The organism is Pseudomonas sp. Pdm06 (assembly GCF_014851795.1).
GTDB classification, from domain to species: Bacteria; Pseudomonadota; Gammaproteobacteria; order Pseudomonadales; family Pseudomonadaceae; genus Aquipseudomonas; species Aquipseudomonas fluorescens_AA.
The window spans coordinates 95,771-112,928 of sequence record NZ_JACVAH010000012.1 but is presented as its reverse complement, the minus strand read 5'-3'; the positions used below and the strand labels follow the sequence as shown (position 1 = coordinate 112,928).

The window sequence follows — 17,158 nt, the reverse complement described above, 5'->3', positions numbered from 1 at the left end:
GGCGTAGGCAATCGACTCTGGCAGGCGTTGGAACGCGGCAATCGTTAAAAATTCCGTCCCGCTGCGTTGCGCTTCGCCCGGCTGCTTCAGAAAAAACCGTCGTCTGGGCGGGTTGCCTCAGCCTTGCGCCAGACAGCGGCTCACACCCCTGACAATCATCTCCACTTCCCGCCCATCGATCGTCAGTGGCGGCAGCAGGCGGATGGTCTGGCCCCGGGTGACATTGATCAGCAGGCCGTGGTCCCGGGCGGCGCGAAGGGTCAGGTCGCGGACCGGTTGCTTGAGTTCGATGCCGATCATCAAGCCCTGGCCGCGAATCGCCAAGACATTCGGGTTGTCCGCCAGCTCGGTCCGCAGCCGGCTCAGCAATTGTTCGCCCTGGTGCCTGGCGTTATCCACCAGCGCTTGTTCCTCGATGATGTCCAACACTGTGCAACCGACCCGGCAGGCCAGCGGATTACCGCCGAACGTACTGCCATGGCTGCCTGGGGTAAACAGCTCGGCAGCCTTGCCCCGTGCCAGGCAGGCACCGATGGGCACACCGTTGCCCAGGCCTTTGGCCAGGGTCATGACATCCGGCACGATGCCCTCGTGCTGGAACGCGAACCATTGGCCGGTGCGCCCGATGCCGGTCTGGATCTCGTCAAGCATCAACAGCCAGGCGCGCCGACTGCACAACTGCCGCAAGGCCTTGAGGTACCCCGGTGGAGCGAGTTGCACACCGCTCTCACCCTGGATCGGCTCCACCAGCACCGCGACGATGCGCTCGGCGTGAGCCTGTTGAATCTGTTCCAGCGCCGCGAGATCGCCGAACGGTACCTTGAGGAAGTCCCCCGGCAACCGGTTGTAGCCCAGCCGTACGGACGGGCCATCACTGGCTGACATGGTGCCCAAGGTGCGTCCATGGAATGCGTTGTCCATGACCACCACCAAGGGCTGCTCGATACCCTTGTGCCAGCCGTAGAGGCGCGCCAGCTTCAGCGCGGTTTCGTTGGCCTCGGCGCCTGAGTTATTGAAAAACGCCCGCTCCATCCCCGACAGCTGGGTGAGCTTTTGCGCCAGGCGTTGCTGCCAATCGATGCTGTACAGATTGGAGGTGTGCAACAGCAGGCCGGCCTGCTCGCTGATGGCGGCCACCAGCCGCGGGTGGGAATGGCCGACATTGGTCACCGCCACGCCCGCCACCGCATCGAGGTATTCGCGACCGTCCTGGTCCCACAGGCGCGTCCCCAAGCCATGGGTGAAATTCAGCGCCAGGGGTTGGTAAGTGGTCATCAGGCAGGCAGCGGTCATGGCATCAAGCTCCATCGGGTGGTTTTTTCCAGTATGGTTAGCAACCAAGGCTGGATAAACGCTGCTTTACTTCAATCATTTAAAAGCCGAGCTTGATAATGGACCTGTTCCAGGCAATGACCGTTTACGTGAAGGTGGTGGAAACCGGGAGCCTGACGGCAGCGGCCCAGGCGTGCGAAATGTCCACCACCATGGTGGGCAATCATCTTCGAGCCCTGGAGCAACGCCTCGGTGTGCGCTTGATCAACCGTACGACGCGGCGCCAACGCCTGACAGAGTTCGGCTCGGCCTACTACCAGCGCTGCCTGGAAGTACTGGGGCTGGTGGCCGACTCCGAACGCCTGGCCGAACAGACCCAAGGCGAGCCAACCGGCACCCTGCGCATCACCGCACCGCTGACCTTCGGTACCGAACGCCTTTCGCCGGCGCTGGCCGAATTCAGCCAGCGCTTCGCCCAGGTCAAGCTCGACGTGGTGCTGACCAACCAGCGCCTGGACCTGCTCGACCATGGCTTCGACGTCGCCATCCGCCTCGGCCATCCCGACCCGAAGCTGATTGCCCGTCCGTTGCTGGACTACACCCTGACCATCTGCGCCTCCCCCGCTTACCTGGCCCGGCGCGGCACGCCGGAACAACCTGCGGACCTGCAACGACACGACTGCCTGTCGTTCGCCTATTCGGCAGCAGACGAATGGCGCTTCGCCCAGGATCACTGGCCCATCAACGGGCCGGACGGCGAGATCAAGGTCCCGGTGAACGGACCGATGCTGATCAACAGCTCCTCGGGCCTGCATCGCGCTGCCCTGGCCGGAATGGGCGTGGTGATGCTGCCCGATGCGCTGGTGGCCCAGGACCTGAAGGAGGGGCACTTGGTGGCGTTGCTGCAGGGCTACCAATTGCCCCATCGGCCGATGAGCCTGATGTACGCGCAGGATCGCTACCGCTTGCCGAAACTGCGCAGTTTTGTCGAGTTCGCGCTGGAGAAATGGGGTAAACCCCAAGCCCAACCCGAATGACGACGCAGGAGCTGACGAGTGCAACGAGGCTGCGATCTTTCCCAGACGCTTGAGTCCGGAGCGAAAGCCCGAAAGATCGCAGCCTTCGGCAGCTCCTACAGGACATCGCCCCCGCTAGTGACCCCGCGCCCCATCAGCTACTCTTCCTCCTTGGACGAGCATTTTGATATCAAGGCCGATGAGGAAACGACGATGGGAGACGCCTCGAACATCGACATGCTGCGGTTCGACCTGTCCGATCTGGACGAAGGCGTACTGCACACCATCCTGGAACTGGTCAGCGATGGCATCTGGGACTGGAATGCCAACACCGGCTTCGTCTACCGCAACCCCGGCTGGTACACGATGCTTGGCTACCTGCCTCATTCACTGGACAACACCGTGCTGACCTGGGAAAGCGTGATCCACCCGGAGGATTACCCACGGGTCATGGCGTTGTTCGACGACTACCTGGAACAACGATCCCACCGCTACCAGGCCGAGTACCGTTGCCGCACGCGCGACGGGTCCTACATCTGGATCGAGGATCGCGGCTACGTGATCGCCCGCAATCCGGACGGCACGGTGGCCCGCATGATCGGCGCCCATCGCAGTATCGACGACAAGAAGCGCCTGTTCGAACAATTGGAACGGCGTAACAAATCCTTGGAAGCCATCATCGAAGAACGCACCCGCGAGCTGTCGAGGGTCAACCATCAGTTGCAGCTCCAACTCGACGAGAACCGCAGGCTTGCCGAAACCGATGCCCTGACGCGGGTCGCCAACCGTTATCGCCTGGACCAGGCACTGCCGCTGGCCTGTGAGCGCGCACAGCGTTTCCGCGAGCCGTTGTCGCTGATCGCCATGGACGTCGATGACTTCAAGGACATCAACGATCGCTACGGCCACGCCTTCGGTGACGCAGCGCTGGTGCAAGTGGTGCAGAGCGTCAAGCGCTGCGAGCGCGGCAGTGACTTGCTGGTGCGCTGGGGCGGCGACGAATTCATCATGATCTTGCCCAACACAGCCCTGGCCGACGCCCGCCTGCTGGCGGAAAGCATTCGTCGTGGCCTGTCCGACCTGCTGCCGGTGGGCGACTTCCAGATCACCATGAGTTTTGGCGTAGTGCAGCGCTTGGAGGATGAACAGCACTCGGCGTTGCTGCACCGGGCGGACCAGGCGCTGTATCGCTCCAAGATGGCGGGCAAGAATGTGATTTGCGAATGAACGGTACCCCGACCTGGTGCATCTTCGACAACACCGCCAGCGGCGCCGCGACCGCCGACGCGTTGCGCTTGATGGACTTGATGCAAGACGCAAAGCCGTCACCGGCAACAAATGGTCAGTTGCTGCCGGTCCGACCGTGACAACACCGCTCGGGTCCAATAGATTAGGCGACCGGAAAAAAGCTCAATGCCTTTCTCGCCTCATCCCGCTAACAGAAGTAGTGAAATTTCAATGTCCGATTCCAACACCGCTGAATCCGTAGTCACCCTGTCGTCCAAAGCGGAATACGAAAACTCCATCAATCTTTCACAGCATCTGCCCCAGGCCAAAACCATCAGCGAAATGGTCCTCGATGCGTTCCAGTCGAACCGCGAAAGCGACCAGATCCGCGAACTGCGCAACGCCATCCGTCAGGCCCACGACGCTTTCGACGACGACAAGGCCTACGAACTGATGGGCCAGCTCAAACAGCTCAAGGACGCCGAAGCCGCCGACTTCGCGGCCCTGGAAGACCTGAGCAGCCGCTTCCCGATCAGCCGCATCCTCTCCAGCTACAAGGACGACCCATCGTTCCAGGAACTGGTCTACGGCCTGGCCCTGAAAGTACTGAACCAGACCCATCAGGCCATCAGCAACCCAAGCGGCAGCAAGGGCAAGGCCTCGCGGGCCAAAAAGGAAGCCGAGGTGTTTGTCATCAGCAAGGACGGCATCAGCGTCACCCTGCCCCTGCGCACACCACGCTCCAAGCCGAATGTCGACCGCGAAGCCTTCGAGTTCCTGGGCTTCAACTTCATAGGCGAAGGCGACGAAGCCGAACTGGAAAGCGAAACCTTCCTGGACAATGACGGCACCGAACAACCGGCCACCCGCAAAGGCATCGTCACTGCGTTGCAACAGCAGAAAGCCTTCGACGGCTACAGCATCGCCCAGCAATAAGCCTCACCCGAGGCCACTGTGGGAGCGAGCTTGCTCGCGATGAGGCCGTCATATTCAGCACTCATGCAGGCTGAACCACCGCTATCGCGAGCAAGCTCGCTCCCACAGGAACACCGACAGCCCGGGCAACGTCCATGAAAAAGCCCCACGCTTCTCTCGAAGGCGGGGCTTTTTCATGGGAGAGATATGAGTTCCTCAAACAGCGCCGAGCCGCTCGACCATGTCTGGAAACTTCTCGACCAACCTGATCAGAAGAGCCGCCTGGGCGTTGGGTTTGGACTTCTCCTGCTCCCAGTTCCTAAGGGTGCCAGGACTGGTCCTGATGCTCTTGGCGAAAACGGCCTGAGACATATGGAGCTTGTCGCGCAACGCCACGATTTCCCGAGCCGACACCTCGGGAACCGGTTTATCCTCGATCGACAGCTGACGAAGGGTGATCTTGCCCTCCCGGTGAGCGGCCATCTCCTCGACGCCTTGTATCATCTCGGCAAACAGATCACGTTTTTTCATAAGGTACCTCGCACTTTCAACTCAGCTTCTATGGCGCGCTTGAGCATCTTCTCTTGCTCGGAGGTCAGGTTTTCCAACTCGTCCTTGCTTATCAGAGATAGCGAACATCCAAAACCGACCAGCATTCATAAGGCAATAACAGATACTCCGCAACCCTTGTGGGAGCGAGCTTGCTCGCGATGAGGCCGTCATATTCAGCACTCATGCAGGCTGAACCACCGCTATCGCGAGCAAGCTCGCTCCCACAGGAACATCGACAGCCCGCAACCCCCATGAAAAAGCCCCGCGCTTCTCTCGAAGGCGGGGCTTTTTTTGCAGCATCTGAAGCTTAAGGCGCGTACGTCAGCAGCAGCTCACTCGGCACTTTGAAGTCCAGGGACATCATGACGCTCAGGGCGGTGATGGTGAAGATCGAGAACACGAACAGCTTGCGTGCCCAGACCGTGTCATCCACCGCCTTGTAGCCGGTCCAGGCCATGTACAGCCAGTACATGCCCATGGCGGCGGCGACGGCGAGGTAGCTCATGCCGGCGTAGCCGCTGAAGGTCAGCATCAAGGTCGCCACCAGGAAGGCCAGGATGTAGAGCAGGATGTGCTTCTTGGCCACGCGGATGCCGCGCTTGACCGGCAGCACCGGAATCGAGGCCGCCAGGTAGTCGTTGAAGCGGAAGATCGCAATGGCGTAGGAGTGCGGCATCTGCCACAGGCTGAACATCACCAGCAGCGTCAGCGCCGCCATGTCGAAGCTGTTGCTTACCGCGACGTAACCGATCACCGGCGGCATCGCCCCCGACAGGCTGCCCACCAGCGTGCCGTGGACCGACTTGCGCTTGAGGTACAGGCTGTAGAGGCCGACGTAGATGACAAAACCGATCACCGCGAACAACGCCGCCAACGGATTGGCCACCCAGTACAACAGCGCCACGCCGGCCACACCCAGCACCGTGGCGAATGCCAGGGCCAGTTGCACCGGGATCAAGCCCTGGACCAGCGCGCGGTTCTTGGTGCGCTCCATCTTGATGTCGATGTCGCGGTCGATGCAGTTGTTGAACACGCAACCGGACGCCACCACCAGGGAAGTGCCGATCATCGCCGCCAGGAAGATGGCCAGATCGACATGCCCTTTCGAGGCCAGGAAAAACCCGCCTGCCACAGAAAGCACGTTACCGAAAATGATCCCCGGCTTGGTGATTTGGATAAAGTGCTTCAGGGACATCCGGACTTTCCTCAGTGCGCCATCATGTTGGTGTGAATGCTGAACATGATCCACAACGACAGGCCAACCAGCAGGACAATCACGATCGCGGCAAAGACAAACGCGACCACGTTGTTACGTTGGGCGGCGGAGCGGTCCAGGTGCAGGAAGTACACCAGATGCACCAATACCTGGACCACGGCGAAGATCAGGATGATCCACAGGGTCAGGCTTTTCGGCAGTGTCGGGTACATCACCAGGCCGAACGGGATGACGGTCAGGATCACCGACAGGATGAAACCGATGGCGTAGGACTTGACGCTGCCGTGGCCGGCGTCATGGCCATCATGGGAATGTGCGTTAGCCATTTACAGGGTCCCCATCAGATAAACAACGGTGAATACGCAGATCCACACCACGTCCAGGAAGTGCCAGAACAGGCTCAGGCAGCTCAGGCGCGTCTTGTTGGTGGCGGTCAGGCCGTTTTTCTGGACCTGATACATCATGATCGCCATCCAGATCAGGCCGCTGGTCACGTGCAGACCGTGGGTGCCGACCAGGGTGAAGAACCCGGACAGGAAGCCACTGCGGCTAGGACCGTAGCCTTCGGCGATCAGGATGTGGAACTCGTTGATCTCCATGGCAATAAAGCCGGCACCGAACAGGAAGGTCATGGCCAGCCAGCCCAGGACCTGGTTTTTCTTGCCCTTGAACAACGCCAGCATGGCGAAGCCGTAGGTGATCGAGCTGAACAGCAGCAGAGCGGTTTCGCCCAGTACGTACGGCAGTTCGAAGATGTCGTGGCCCGACGGGCCACCGGCGACGTTGTTAACCAGCACCGCGTATACCGCGAAGATCGACGCAAACAGAATGCAGTCGGTCATCAGGTAGAGCCAGAAACCGAATACGGTCATCTCGCCCGAGTCGTGGTGATGGTCATCGTGCCCATGGTCATGACCATGGGCGTGTCCAACATTGGTCACTAAGTTCGACATGGTTTAAGCCTGTTCCAACGAGGTTTCAACACGGGTGGCGGTGGCGGGGACTTTCCCGGCCGCTACCAGGCGCTTGTGCTGCTCGGCTTCGATGCGTTCGATGACATCCACCGGCACCATGTAGCCCTGATCGTCACGGGCGGCATGGATCACGAAATACACCACGGTGCCGACCAGGCTGGCGATGGCCAGCCACCAGATGTGCCAGATCATCGCGAAACCGAACACGGTCAACAGCGCGCCCATGACCACACCGGTGGCGGTGTTGTTGGGCATGTGGATCGGCTCGTACTTGGCCGGAGCCTGGTACGCGGTGCCGGCTTCCTTGGCTTCGGTGAACGGGTCGATGGTGTCGGCTTTCGGCAGCACGGCAAAGTTGTAGAACGGCGGTGGCGAAGAGGTCGACCATTCCAGGGTATGGGCATTCCACGGGTCGCCGTGTTCGCACATGTTCTCTGGCTTGTTGCGATCGCGCACGCTGACATACAACTGGATCAGTTGGCAGGCGATACCGACGGCAATCATCACCGCACCGAACATGGCGACGTACAGGTACGGCACCCACTCAGGGTTGGTGGTGGCGTTCAGGCGACGGGTCATACCCATGAAGCCCAGTGCATAGAGCGGCATGAACGCGACAAAGAAGCCGGAGATCCAGAACCAGAACGCAGCCTTGCCCCAACCTTCGTGCAGCTTGAAGCCGAACGCTTTCGGGAAGTAGAACGCAAAGCCGGCGATGTAGCCGAACACGGCGCCGCCGATGATCACGTTATGGAAGTGGGCGATCACGAACAGGCTGTTGTGCAGGACGAAGTCAGCACCCGGAATGGCCAGCAGTACACCGGTCATGCCGCCGATGGCGAAGGTCACCATGAAGCCCAGCGTCCACAGCACGTGGCTGGTGAAACGCAGGCGGCCTTGGTAGATGGTGAACAGCCAGTTGAACAGCTTCACACCCGTCGGGATCGAGATCAGCATCGTCGCCAGGCCGAAGAAGGCGTTGACGCTGGCACCCGAACCCATGGTGAAGAAGTGGTGCAGCCAGACCATGAAGCCCAGTACCGAGATCGCGCCGGAAGCGTAGATCATCGAGTGGTGGCCAAACAGCTTCTTGCCGGAGAAGGTCGAGATGACTTCGGAGAAAATCCCGAACGCCGGCAGGATCAGGATGTACACCTCGGGGTGACCCCAGGCCCAGAACAGGTTGACGTACATCATCGGATTTCCACCCAGTTCATTGGTGAAAATGTGGAAATCCATGTAGCGGTCAAGCGTCAGCAAAGCCAGGGTAGCGGTCAGGATCGGGAAGGAAGCGACGATCAGGACGTTGGCCCAGGTGCAGGTCCAGGTGAAGATCGGCATGTCCATCAGCTTCATGCCTGGCGTACGCATCTTCAGTACGGTGGCGAGGAAGTTGACCCCCGTCAGCGTCGTACCCAATCCGGAAAGCTGTAGCGCCCAGATGTAGTAATCCATCCCCACGCCCGGACTGTATTGCAAGCCCGACAGCGGCGGATAGGCCACCCAGCCGGTCTTGGCGAATTCGCCAACGCCCAGGGACAGGTTGATCAGCACTACGCCGGACACCAGCAGCCAGAAGCTCAGGGAGTTCAGGAACGGATAGGCCACGTCACGGGCGCCGATCTGCAGCGGCACTGCAAGGTTCATCAGGCCGGTGAAGAACGGCATCGCCATGAAGATGATCATGATCACACCGTGGGCGGTGAAGATCTGGTCATAGTGTTCAGGCGGCAGGTAGCCAGGCGAACCCTCGGTGGCCATGGCCAACTGGGTACGCATCATGATGGCGTCGGCAAAACCGCGCAGCAGCATGATCATGGCAACGATGATGTACATCACGCCGATTTTCTTGTGGTCGACCGATGTCAGCCACTCGGTCCACAGGTAGGTCCACTTCTTGAAGTAAGTGATGCCTGCAAACAATGCCAGACCACCGAGCGCGATGATGGCGAGGGTCACCATGACAATCGGCTCGTGGAACGGGATCGCTTCCCAACTTAATTTACCAAACATCGTTTACTCCTCTGCCCCGGCAGCTGAATGCGAGCTCATGTCCATCCCTTCCATGTTGTGAGCCACTTCCTTCTCGTTCTTCTCGTGGTGCATCGGCTTGCCCGGATTCATCCCTTCATACTTGTCGATGATGGTCTGGAACAGGTTCGGCGTGACTGACGAGTAGAGTTCGACTGGGTTGTTCTGGCTCGGCTTGGAAAGGGCTTCGTATTCAGCTTTTTCAAGCTGTTTAGGTGCCTTCTTCACATCGTTGACCCAGGCGTCGAATTCTTCCTGGGTGGTGGCGGTCGCTTTGAACTTCATGCCGGTGAAACCCGCGCCGCTGTAGTTGGCGGAGATACCGTCGAGTTCGGCGTTCTGGTTGGCTATCAGGTGCAGCTTGGTCTGCATGCCCGCCATCGCGTAGATCTGGCCGCCCAGGCCCGGGATGAAAAACGAGTTCATCACGGTGTCGGAGGTGACCTTGAAGTTGATCGGCGTGTGGGCCGGGAACACGATCTTGTTGACGGTGGCGATGCCTTGTTCCGGATAGATGAACAGCCATTTCCAGTCCATCGAAACCACTTCAATGGTGATCGGCTTGACGTCCGAATCCAGCGGACGATACGGGTCCAGGGCGTGGGTCGACTTGTAGGTGATGTAACCCAGGGCAATGATGATCAGCACTGGAATCGTCCACACCGCCACTTCGATCTTGGTCGAATGCGACCATTTCGGCGTGTATGTGGCCTTGGTGTTGGTTGCGCGGTACTTCCAGGCGAACAGGAAGGTCATGACGATGACCGGCACGACGACCAGCAACATCAGCAGTGTGGCGGTGATGATCAGGTTTCGTTCATCCAGGCCGACCTGGCCCTTGGGATCGAGCAAGGTCATGTTGCAGCCTCCCAGCAGCAACGTGCCGAGCAGCGGCAACAAGCCTAGTAATCGGGGGTACCTGTTTTTACTCATCTCACGACCTCTAAAGCAGCTTGCGCAATGCAGTTGGGTTTTGATCGCCAACACTTCACCCTGCCAAGGGTTGGCATTTCTTGGATTGAATAAGGGCTGCCCATCGAACGTCAGCGGCTGTTCGACACATCCCGGGCCAGCAGTGAGTTCTTATTCGTTGGTCAAAAGGCCTAGTTCAAGCCCAATTCCATTTGGTGCGGGTAGTTGGAGGCACCGACACCTGGGGTCGCATGGGGCGCTGGCGCCCTTCGACCACTCTCGTGCTCAAGCCTGAGCCGGGTCGGAAAATCGGTGCGGGCGATTGTAGTGAGGTGACGCGCTGTAGACCATGTCTCATCCCGAAATAATTTTTATCCGATCCGGCAACAATCTCTTGCCGATATTGCAACGGGCCAGCATGTTATCGAAATTAATTCTCAACAAGAACCCCAAAAAACGTAGGTCTACTACGCCCGATTTAGACAGCTCGAGAGGATCATCAAGAGGTTTTTTGCTCGGCAAGCGCCCAGTTTTCGGGGCCCCCGCCGCCTGACGCGCCGCTGTTAAAAATGCCTGCTGCAGGCGATACGCCAGTTGCGAAATCAGACATTTTTTTGTTACAGGAAAGCGTGCTTTATCGCCCTCGCCAAGGCTGAGCGCCGCAAGATATGTGACAACGTGTCGCACATTGCCGCAGGTCATTCTTGTCTCGGATCAAGGACGCTCCGTCTTGAGCGTGAAACGTAAAACGCCCCGGCTCTCCAGGAGAGAACCGGGGCGTTTCATCGAGGTGTTTCAGCGAAGCGGTTTGCGGTTACGCGACACCAGCAACGGCACCAGCACCACCGTCAACACGAAGGCCACCAGTGCCCATTGCGCCAGGGACAGGCCCAGGATCGGCGGATAGGGGGTGGAGCAAAAGCCATCGACCTGGAAACCCAGCGGGAAGATCTTCGCCAGCGGCAGGTCATCGACAATCGGTTGCAATACGTCGATACCGCAACTGACCGCGGGGAAGAACTGGGTATATACGTGATGCCCTGCCACACCGGCACCGGCCAGGGCACAGAGCACCACCAGGCCTTCGAAGATCGTCAGGCTGCGGCGGGTGCGCATGGCAGCGCCGATGAAGGCGAAGATTGCGATCAGCAACAGCGCATAGCGTTGCAAGATACACAGCGGGCACGGTGCCTCGCCGAGGGCCACCTGCATGTACAGCGCACCGCCGATCAGCGCCAGGCAGATCAGCCCCAGCAGCACCAGATAGCGCCGCTCACGGCCTAGCCGCATCATTTCCTCACTCATTGCGTTTCCCTTTATCTGCATGGATCGACGCGCAGCCTCGCGACACCCGGCGCGCGATCGGATGTACCGAAGTCTACACGCTGACCATGACAGTGAACGAGCAGCGAGCGTCGTCATTGGAGGGGAATAGACCGCAAGAAGGTTAAGCGGGGATTAATTCTGGCAGTTGGACAGGGATGGGGCTGGTGCCGCCATCGCGAGCAGGCTCGCTCCCACAAGGAGTTTGCCCTGGCCTTATGGTCTGCCACCTTGTGGGAGCTCGCTCGCGAAAGCGATGGGTCAGCTTGCATCAATGTTGGATGTGCCGCCGTCTTCGCGAGCAAGCCCGCTCCCACAAGGGATCTGTGCCGGGCGTGGAGACCTTACTCCAGCGCCGCCGCCGGGCCGAAGAATTCGTAGCGGCTCTGCCGGTCCGGCACGCCCAGGGCCTTGAGGTGGCGCTTGACGGCGCCCATGAAACCCTTCGGCCCAAGGAAATAGGCGTCCAGGTCACGCTGCTCCGGCAGCCATTGCGCCAATTGCTCCTGGCTCAGCAGCCCCACCTTATCCGCCGCCGGGCTCAAGCCGTCGTCTTCGTCGTAGCAGTAGAAGCGCTTGAGTTGCGGATGCCGCTTGGCCAAGTCGTCGATCCAGTCGCGGAAGGCATGGGCGCGGCCGTTGCGTGCACAGTGAATGAAATGCACCGGCCGCTCGGTTTGCAGTGCCGCCTGCAACATGGCCAGGGTCGGCGTGATACCGACGCCGCCGCTGATCAGCACCAGCGGCTTGTCGCTGGCGGTCAGGTAGAAATCCCCGGACGGCGGGAACAACTGTATACGGCTGCCAACGTCGAAATGATGATGCAAATAGTTGGACACTCGCCCACCCGGCTCGCGCTTGACGCTGATCCGATACTGGCCATTATCCGCCAGGGCCGACAGCGAGTAGTTACGGCGCACTTCCTCGCCATCGAGGATGAGCTTCATGCCGATGTACTGGCCCGGCTCGGCCACCAGGATCGGGCCCTTGTCCGCCGGTTCGAAGTAGAACGAGGTGATCTCCGAGCTTTCCTGGACCTTGGCCGCCAGGATGAACTCACGCTCGCCACGCCAGCCGCCCGGCGCCTCGGCCTTCTTGTCGTACATGCCGGCTTCGGCACCGATCAGGATATCGGCCAACTGGTTGTAGGCAGCGCCCCACGCCGCGATCACCTCGGGCGTGGCGATCTCTGCGCCCAACACCTCAGCAATGGCTCGCAGCAGGCACGCACCGACAATCGGGTAATGTTCCGGCAGGATCTGCAAGGCAACGTGCTTGTTGACGATTTTCGCCACCAGGTCGCCCAACTGGTCGAGCTGGTCAATGTGCCGCGCATACATCAACACGCCGTTGGCCAGCGCACGGGGTTGATCGCCACTGGCTTGGTGAGCCTGGTTGAACAGGGGACGCACTTGCGGGTATTCGGACAGCATCATGCGATAGAAGTGAGTAATGAGCGCTTCACCACCGCTTTCCAACAAGGGAACAGTGGAACGAATGATGGCGCGTTCTTCTTGGCTGAGCATAAGGTGACTCCATGCAAGGACTTGAATAACAACTACGGCTCTACTATCAGTTTCCGTGCCATAATTTATTTCTTTATTTTTCAATCAGTTAAATAAAAAGTAGTCATAAAGACACAGAACGATTTAGAGTCTTTTGGACTACATGGAGTCCTTATGACTGCAACCTCTCTACTCACAGCCTTGCTGCCCCTGGTGGCAGACCTGTCCCGCGAACTGCCTGAAGGCGAGCGCTATCGCCGCTTGCTGGGCGCCCTGCGCGCGCTGCTGCCCTGTGACGCAGCCGCGCTGCTACGCCTGGACGGGGACTGCCTCGTGCCCCTGGCGGTGGACGGTTTGAGCACCGATACACTGGGCCGACGCTTCCGGGTCAGCGAACACCCACGCTTCGAAGCGCTGCTGGCGAACCCGCAGCCCACCCGCTTCGCCGCCGACAGCGGCCTGCCCGATCCGTACGACGGGCTGGTCGAGGGCCTGGCCGAGCACTTGGAAGTTCATGACTGCATGGGTTGTCCGCTGTTCGTCGACGAGCGCCCCTGGGGCCTGCTAACCCTGGATTCCCTGGACCCGGAACGCTTCGAACCCATCGACCTGAGCGCCCTGCAAGCCTTCGCCAGCCTCGCCGCCGCCACGGTCAGCGCCGCCGAACGCATCGAGCGCCTGGCCTTGAAGGCCGAGGATGAGCACCGCCGCGCCGAGGTCTATCGCCAGGCCAGCGGCCAGCAACATCGCGACATGGTCGGCCAGAGCAAGGCCCACAAGCGCCTGGTGGAAGAGATCACGCTGGTGGGCGGCAGCGACCTGACCGTATTGATCACGGGCGAGACCGGTGTGGGCAAGGAACTGGTCGCCCAGGCCATCCATGCCGCGTCGAAACGCGCCGGGCAGCCGCTCATCAGCCTCAACTGCGCCGCCCTGCCGGATACGCTGGTGGAAAGTGAACTCTTCGGCCACGTACGAGGCGCCTTCACCGGGGCGACGAACGACCGGCGCGGCAAATTCGAACTGGCCGACGGCGGCACCTTGTTCCTCGATGAGGTGGGTGAGTTGTCCCTGACTGTCCAGGCCAAGTTGCTGCGGGTGTTGCAAAGCGGCCAACTGCAGCGCCTGGGTTCGGACAAGGAGCACCGGGTCGATGTGCGCCTGATCGCGGCCACCAATCGCGACCTCGCCGAAGAAGTGCGCAACGGCCGTTATCGGGCCGATTTCTACCATCGCTTGAGTGTGTATCCATTGCAGGTACCGGCGCTGCGTGAGCGCGGACGGGACGTACTGCTGCTCAGCGGCTTCTTCCTGGAACAGAATCGTTCACGCATGGGCCTGGGCAGCCTGCGCCTGACCAACGACGCCCAGGCCGCACTGGTGGCCTACGACTGGCCGGGCAACGTACGCGAACTGGAACACCTGATTGGCCGCAGTGCCCTGAAGGCCTTGGGCCGCTGCCCGACACGCCCGAAAATCCTCAGCCTCAGCGCCCAGGACCTGGATTTGCCCCAAGCCCCTGTGGATAACCCTGCCCCATTGTCCACCGGCCCGGCACCGGCCCAGGTGGGCGTGACGGGAGACATGCGCGAAGCGGTGGACGAATTCCAACGCAATTTGATCGCCGCCTGCCTGGAGCGGCACCAGCACAACTGGGCCAGCGCCGCCCGGGAGCTGGGCCTGGATCGGGCGAACCTGGGGCGGATGGCCCGGCGGTTGGGGCTAAAATAAAAACCTGTGGCGAGGGGATTTATCCCCGCTGGGCTGCAAAGCAGCCCCAAAATCTACCAACCCGGAGTATCAGACTGAATGCGTTCAGCCTTTTTTGGGGTTGCTGCGCAACCCAGCGGGGATAAATCCCCTCGCCACAGATAAATCCCTCGCCACAAGATGAGCATCCGCAGGTCGCTGGCTTGAAATTGGCCATAGACAGCTTTCGTCCTAAAGCCTGCCCCCGACAAGTCGATAACCCGATATCACAAGCTGTTCTGGCGATCGCTATGCTCGCCCCACCTTTTTCCACAGAAGGTTTTTATGTCTTCCAACAAAGCCCGCGCAGATTCACTTTCGCTTCTGCTGTTTACCTTGCGCAGCGGCAAGCTGATGGCGATCAACCTGCTCAAGGTCAGTGAAATCATTCCCTGCCCACCGTTGACCAAACTGCCGGAGTCCCATCCGCACGTCAAAGGCATCGCCACCCTGCGCGGGACGTCGTTGTCGGTGATCGACCTGAGCCGCGCCATTGGCGAGCGGCCACTGGAAGATCCGGACGGTGGTTGCCTGATCGTCACCGACGTGAGCCGCTCCAAACAGGGCCTGCATGTGCAGGCGGTGAGCAAGATCGTGCATTGCCTGACCACCGACATCAAACCGCCGCCCTACGGCTCCGGCGGCGTACGTGCGTTCATCACCGGCGTGACCTCGGTGGACGGCACACTGGTGCAAGTGCTGGACATCGAAAAGGTCATCCACGGCATCGCACCGGCGCAGATCGAAACCGCGCCGACCGAACTGAGCATGGAAGACGCCGAGGTCCTGGGCAACGCCCGGATCCTGGTGGTCGATGACAGCCAGGTGGCGTTGCAGCAATCGGTGCATACCCTGCGCAACCTGGGCCTGCAATGCCACACCGCCCGCAGCGCCAAGGAAGCCATCGACTGTCTGCTGGAACTGCAGGGCACTGCACAGGAGATCAACCTGATCGTTTCCGATATCGAAATGTCGGAAATGGACGGCTACGCCCTCACCCGGACCCTGCGCGAAACACCGGACTTCGCGCACCTCTACGTGTTGCTGCACACTTCGCTCGACAGCGCCATGAACAGTGAGAAAGCCCGACTGGCCGGCGCAAACGGGGTGCTCACCAAGTTCTCGTCGCCTGAATTGACCAAGTGCCTGATCACCGCGGCCAAGGCCGTCACCGAACAAGGGCGCTGACACTCACCCGCGACAAGGCAGGCCGAACGCCAGGAGGCTGCGATCCTCGCGGCCTCTGAACACTGCTCCAACCTCAGGCATACTCCTGTCCTGGTTCCCCTGAACAAGGACATTGTTGATGAAAACCCCTGCGCTGATGCTCCTCGGCCTGACTGCCGCCATGGCCTTTGAGGCTCAGGCTTCCAGCCCCGACGCCTGGGCCGCCTACGACAAAAAAGTGCTCGCCAGTTGCCTGAAGGCCAGCGGCCTTAAAGACCCCGAACCCGTCGGCACCGCCGCGCAATTCGACGACCGGGTGGGCTACACCGCTCTGTTGCTGCAAGGCCAATACCCACAGAAACACATGAAAGGCGCAACCGGCACCGAGTTGTGCCTCTACCGCAAGAAAACCAGGACCGCCTTCGTCACCGAATGGGACTCGATCCGCTCGACCGATGCCCCTCGATGAATGGCGCATAACTTGCTTCGCAGGGCTTATCGCGGCGTTTTTCCGGCGCCGCTTTCAGCCTATTGCCTTCGGTCGATCAATGAACACAACGTTTTCCTGTGTAGGGTGCGGTAAATGCTGTACCGGCCATCACGTTCCTCTGACCCTCGACGAAGCCAGGATGTGGGCCAATGACGGCGGCCAGGTGATTGTCCTGGTCGAGGCCTTCCTGCCCAATGGTCTCGGCCTTCCGGTGGCGCAACGTGAACATGCCGAACGACGCTCGGCGGTGGTCCGTAGCGGCACGAGCGACGCGCTGGTGGCGATCACGTTCGCCGCTTATAACGTGGGTCGTTGCCATAATCTGGACGACGAAAACCTGTGCCGCATCTATGAGCGCAGACCCTTGGTGTGCCGCATTTATCCCATGGAAATCAATCCACACATCCCGCTCAATCCCGCCGCCAAGGATTGCCCACCGGAGTCATGGGAAACGGGGCCGCAGTTGATACTTGGCGGTGAATTGGTGGACCAGGAACTGGCCCGCTTGATCGAGCGTTCACGCCAGGCCGATCGTGAGGAAATCGCGATCAAGGAACGCATCTGCATGTCTCTGGGCATCCACACGACGGCGTTGAAGGGCGACGGGTTCACGGCCTACCTGCCGAACATGGCTGCGTTTGCCGCCGCTATCGATCAAGCCCGCTCGCAGCCGCTGGACCAAGCGGCTGGCGAATGGCAGTTCCACCTGTCCGGCGAGGACGTGGCCAACCAGGTCTCGGCCAGCGGCGCACGGGTGGTCACTGAAGCACCGGTCACCTACGCCTTCATTTCCCTGCGAGCCGCCTGAG

At 60.4% G+C, this 17,158-nt stretch carries 18 protein-coding genes; 8 read left to right on the top strand and 10 right to left on the bottom strand.

Annotated features, from left to right (window positions below; all coding sequences use genetic code 11):
• Positions 1-117: 117 nt before the first annotated feature.
• On the bottom strand, positions 118-1,293 hold the full coding sequence (locus tag IB266_RS19720) for an aspartate aminotransferase family protein (RefSeq protein ID WP_192262166.1): 1,176 nt from the start codon (positions 1,291-1,293) through the stop codon (positions 118-120).
• A 98-nt stretch (positions 1,294-1,391) separates the two neighbouring features.
• Here IB266_RS19720 and IB266_RS19715 point away from each other — a divergent pair, with 98 nt between their 5' ends.
• From IB266_RS19715 to IB266_RS19700, 4 genes are all read left to right on the top strand, one after another.
• Positions 1,392-2,309, top strand: coding sequence for a LysR family transcriptional regulator (locus tag IB266_RS19715; protein ID WP_103308303.1), 918 nt, complete (start codon positions 1,392-1,394; stop codon positions 2,307-2,309).
• 192 nt (positions 2,310-2,501) lie between these two features.
• Entirely contained in the window at positions 2,502-3,515 is a 1,014-nt protein-coding gene (locus IB266_RS19710) for a sensor domain-containing diguanylate cyclase (RefSeq protein ID WP_192262165.1), read from the top strand.
• The gene (locus IB266_RS19705) at positions 3,512-3,655 is read left to right on the top strand and encodes a hypothetical protein (RefSeq protein WP_192262220.1); all 144 of its coding nucleotides are present in this window, start codon (positions 3,512-3,514) and stop codon (positions 3,653-3,655) included. Before IB266_RS19710 ends, IB266_RS19705 begins: the two co-directional genes overlap by 4 nt.
• A gap of 91 nt (positions 3,656-3,746) precedes the next feature.
• Complete coding sequence (locus IB266_RS19700; protein ID WP_092166168.1) at positions 3,747-4,451, top strand: hypothetical protein; 705 nt, start codon at positions 3,747-3,749, stop codon at positions 4,449-4,451.
• 195 nt (positions 4,452-4,646) lie between these two features.
• Here IB266_RS19700 and IB266_RS19695 read toward each other — a convergent pair whose 3' ends face one another.
• From IB266_RS19695 to hmpA, 9 genes are all read right to left on the bottom strand, one after another.
• A complete protein-coding gene (locus IB266_RS19695) occupies positions 4,647-4,961 on the bottom strand; it encodes a helix-turn-helix domain-containing protein (RefSeq protein WP_060740734.1) in 315 nt (104 codons plus the stop codon).
• A gap of 328 nt (positions 4,962-5,289) precedes the next feature.
• Positions 5,290-6,177, bottom strand: a complete 888-nt coding sequence (gene cyoE, locus IB266_RS19690) for a heme o synthase (RefSeq protein WP_003178131.1) — start codon at positions 6,175-6,177, stop codon at positions 5,290-5,292.
• A gap of 11 nt (positions 6,178-6,188) precedes the next feature.
• Complete coding sequence (gene cyoD, locus IB266_RS19685; RefSeq protein WP_025211927.1) at positions 6,189-6,524, bottom strand: cytochrome o ubiquinol oxidase subunit IV; 336 nt, start codon at positions 6,522-6,524, stop codon at positions 6,189-6,191.
• Positions 6,525-7,151 carry a cytochrome o ubiquinol oxidase subunit III gene (locus tag IB266_RS19680; RefSeq protein ID WP_103308305.1) on the bottom strand — a complete coding sequence of 209 codons (627 nt, stop codon included), beginning with the start codon at positions 7,149-7,151 and terminating at the stop codon, positions 6,525-6,527. It abuts the gene before it with no gap.
• Positions 7,152-7,154: 3 nt separating this feature from the next.
• A complete protein-coding gene (gene cyoB / locus IB266_RS19675) occupies positions 7,155-9,185 on the bottom strand; it encodes a cytochrome o ubiquinol oxidase subunit I (protein WP_192262164.1) in 2,031 nt (676 codons plus the stop codon).
• A gap of 3 nt (positions 9,186-9,188) precedes the next feature.
• A complete protein-coding gene (gene cyoA, locus IB266_RS19670; protein WP_103308307.1) occupies positions 9,189-10,136 on the bottom strand; it encodes a ubiquinol oxidase subunit II in 948 nt (315 codons plus the stop codon).
• A 333-nt stretch (positions 10,137-10,469) separates the two neighbouring features.
• Complete coding sequence (locus IB266_RS19665; RefSeq protein WP_192262163.1) at positions 10,470-10,817, bottom strand: hypothetical protein; 348 nt, start codon at positions 10,815-10,817, stop codon at positions 10,470-10,472.
• Between the two features lie 93 nt (positions 10,818-10,910).
• Complete coding sequence (locus IB266_RS19660) at positions 10,911-11,420, bottom strand: disulfide bond formation protein B (protein ID WP_060740730.1); 510 nt, start codon at positions 11,418-11,420, stop codon at positions 10,911-10,913.
• A 362-nt stretch (positions 11,421-11,782) separates the two neighbouring features.
• Positions 11,783-12,964: an NO-inducible flavohemoprotein gene (gene hmpA, locus IB266_RS19655; RefSeq protein WP_192262162.1), complete on the bottom strand. Its 1,182-nt coding sequence runs from the start codon at positions 12,962-12,964 to the stop codon at positions 11,783-11,785.
• Between the two features lie 153 nt (positions 12,965-13,117).
• On the opposite strand from hmpA, the gene norR reads away from it, so the two are divergent.
• The 4 genes from norR (at position 13,118) to IB266_RS19635 (ending at position 17,157) form a co-directional block, all read left to right on the top strand.
• A complete protein-coding gene (gene norR, locus IB266_RS19650; RefSeq protein ID WP_192262161.1) occupies positions 13,118-14,674 on the top strand; it encodes a nitric oxide reductase transcriptional regulator NorR in 1,557 nt (518 codons plus the stop codon).
• 303 nt (positions 14,675-14,977) lie between these two features.
• Entirely contained in the window at positions 14,978-15,880 is a 903-nt protein-coding gene (locus IB266_RS19645; protein ID WP_103308311.1) for a chemotaxis protein CheV, read from the top strand.
• A 118-nt stretch (positions 15,881-15,998) separates the two neighbouring features.
• On the top strand, positions 15,999-16,328 hold the full coding sequence (locus tag IB266_RS19640) for a hypothetical protein (RefSeq protein WP_192262160.1): 330 nt from the start codon (positions 15,999-16,001) through the stop codon (positions 16,326-16,328).
• A gap of 79 nt (positions 16,329-16,407) precedes the next feature.
• Positions 16,408-17,157, top strand: coding sequence for a YkgJ family cysteine cluster protein (locus tag IB266_RS19635; RefSeq protein ID WP_192262159.1), 750 nt, complete (start codon positions 16,408-16,410; stop codon positions 17,155-17,157).
• The last annotated feature ends 1 nt before the right edge of the window (position 17,158 follow it).

Bases quoted from the DNA above. Each gene is read 5' to 3' on its own strand.
- IB266_RS19680 (WP_103308305.1), bottom strand. From the start codon at position 7,151: ATGTCGAACTTAGTGACCAATGTTGGACACGCCCATGGTCATGACCAT.
- IB266_RS19715 (WP_103308303.1), top strand. From the start codon at position 1,392: ATGGACCTGTTCCAGGCAATGACCGTTTACGTGAAGGTGGTGGAAACC.
- IB266_RS19635 (WP_192262159.1), top strand. From the start codon at position 16,408: ATGAACACAACGTTTTCCTGTGTAGGGTGCGGTAAATGCTGTACCGGC.
- cyoE (WP_003178131.1), bottom strand. From the start codon at position 6,177: ATGTCCCTGAAGCACTTTATCCAAATCACCAAGCCGGGGATCATTTTC.
- IB266_RS19660 (WP_060740730.1), bottom strand. From the start codon at position 11,420: ATGAGTGAGGAAATGATGCGGCTAGGCCGTGAGCGGCGCTATCTGGTG.
- IB266_RS19720 (WP_192262166.1), bottom strand. From the start codon at position 1,293: ATGACCGCTGCCTGCCTGATGACCACTTACCAACCCCTGGCGCTGAAT.
- cyoD (WP_025211927.1), bottom strand. From the start codon at position 6,524: ATGGCTAACGCACATTCCCATGATGGCCATGACGCCGGCCACGGCAGC.
- IB266_RS19700 (WP_092166168.1), top strand. From the start codon at position 3,747: ATGTCCGATTCCAACACCGCTGAATCCGTAGTCACCCTGTCGTCCAAA.
- hmpA (WP_192262162.1), bottom strand. From the start codon at position 12,964: ATGCTCAGCCAAGAAGAACGCGCCATCATTCGTTCCACTGTTCCCTTG.
- cyoB (WP_192262164.1), bottom strand. From the start codon at position 9,185: ATGTTTGGTAAATTAAGTTGGGAAGCGATCCCGTTCCACGAGCCGATT.
- IB266_RS19710 (WP_192262165.1), top strand. From the start codon at position 2,502: ATGGGAGACGCCTCGAACATCGACATGCTGCGGTTCGACCTGTCCGAT.
- IB266_RS19640 (WP_192262160.1), top strand. From the start codon at position 15,999: ATGAAAACCCCTGCGCTGATGCTCCTCGGCCTGACTGCCGCCATGGCC.
- cyoA (WP_103308307.1), bottom strand. From the start codon at position 10,136: ATGAGTAAAAACAGGTACCCCCGATTACTAGGCTTGTTGCCGCTGCTC.
- IB266_RS19645 (WP_103308311.1), top strand. From the start codon at position 14,978: ATGTCTTCCAACAAAGCCCGCGCAGATTCACTTTCGCTTCTGCTGTTT.
- IB266_RS19705 (WP_192262220.1), top strand. From the start codon at position 3,512: ATGAACGGTACCCCGACCTGGTGCATCTTCGACAACACCGCCAGCGGC.
- norR (WP_192262161.1), top strand. From the start codon at position 13,118: ATGACTGCAACCTCTCTACTCACAGCCTTGCTGCCCCTGGTGGCAGAC.
- IB266_RS19695 (WP_060740734.1), bottom strand. From the start codon at position 4,961: ATGAAAAAACGTGATCTGTTTGCCGAGATGATACAAGGCGTCGAGGAG.
- IB266_RS19665 (WP_192262163.1), bottom strand. From the start codon at position 10,817: ATGACCTGCGGCAATGTGCGACACGTTGTCACATATCTTGCGGCGCTC.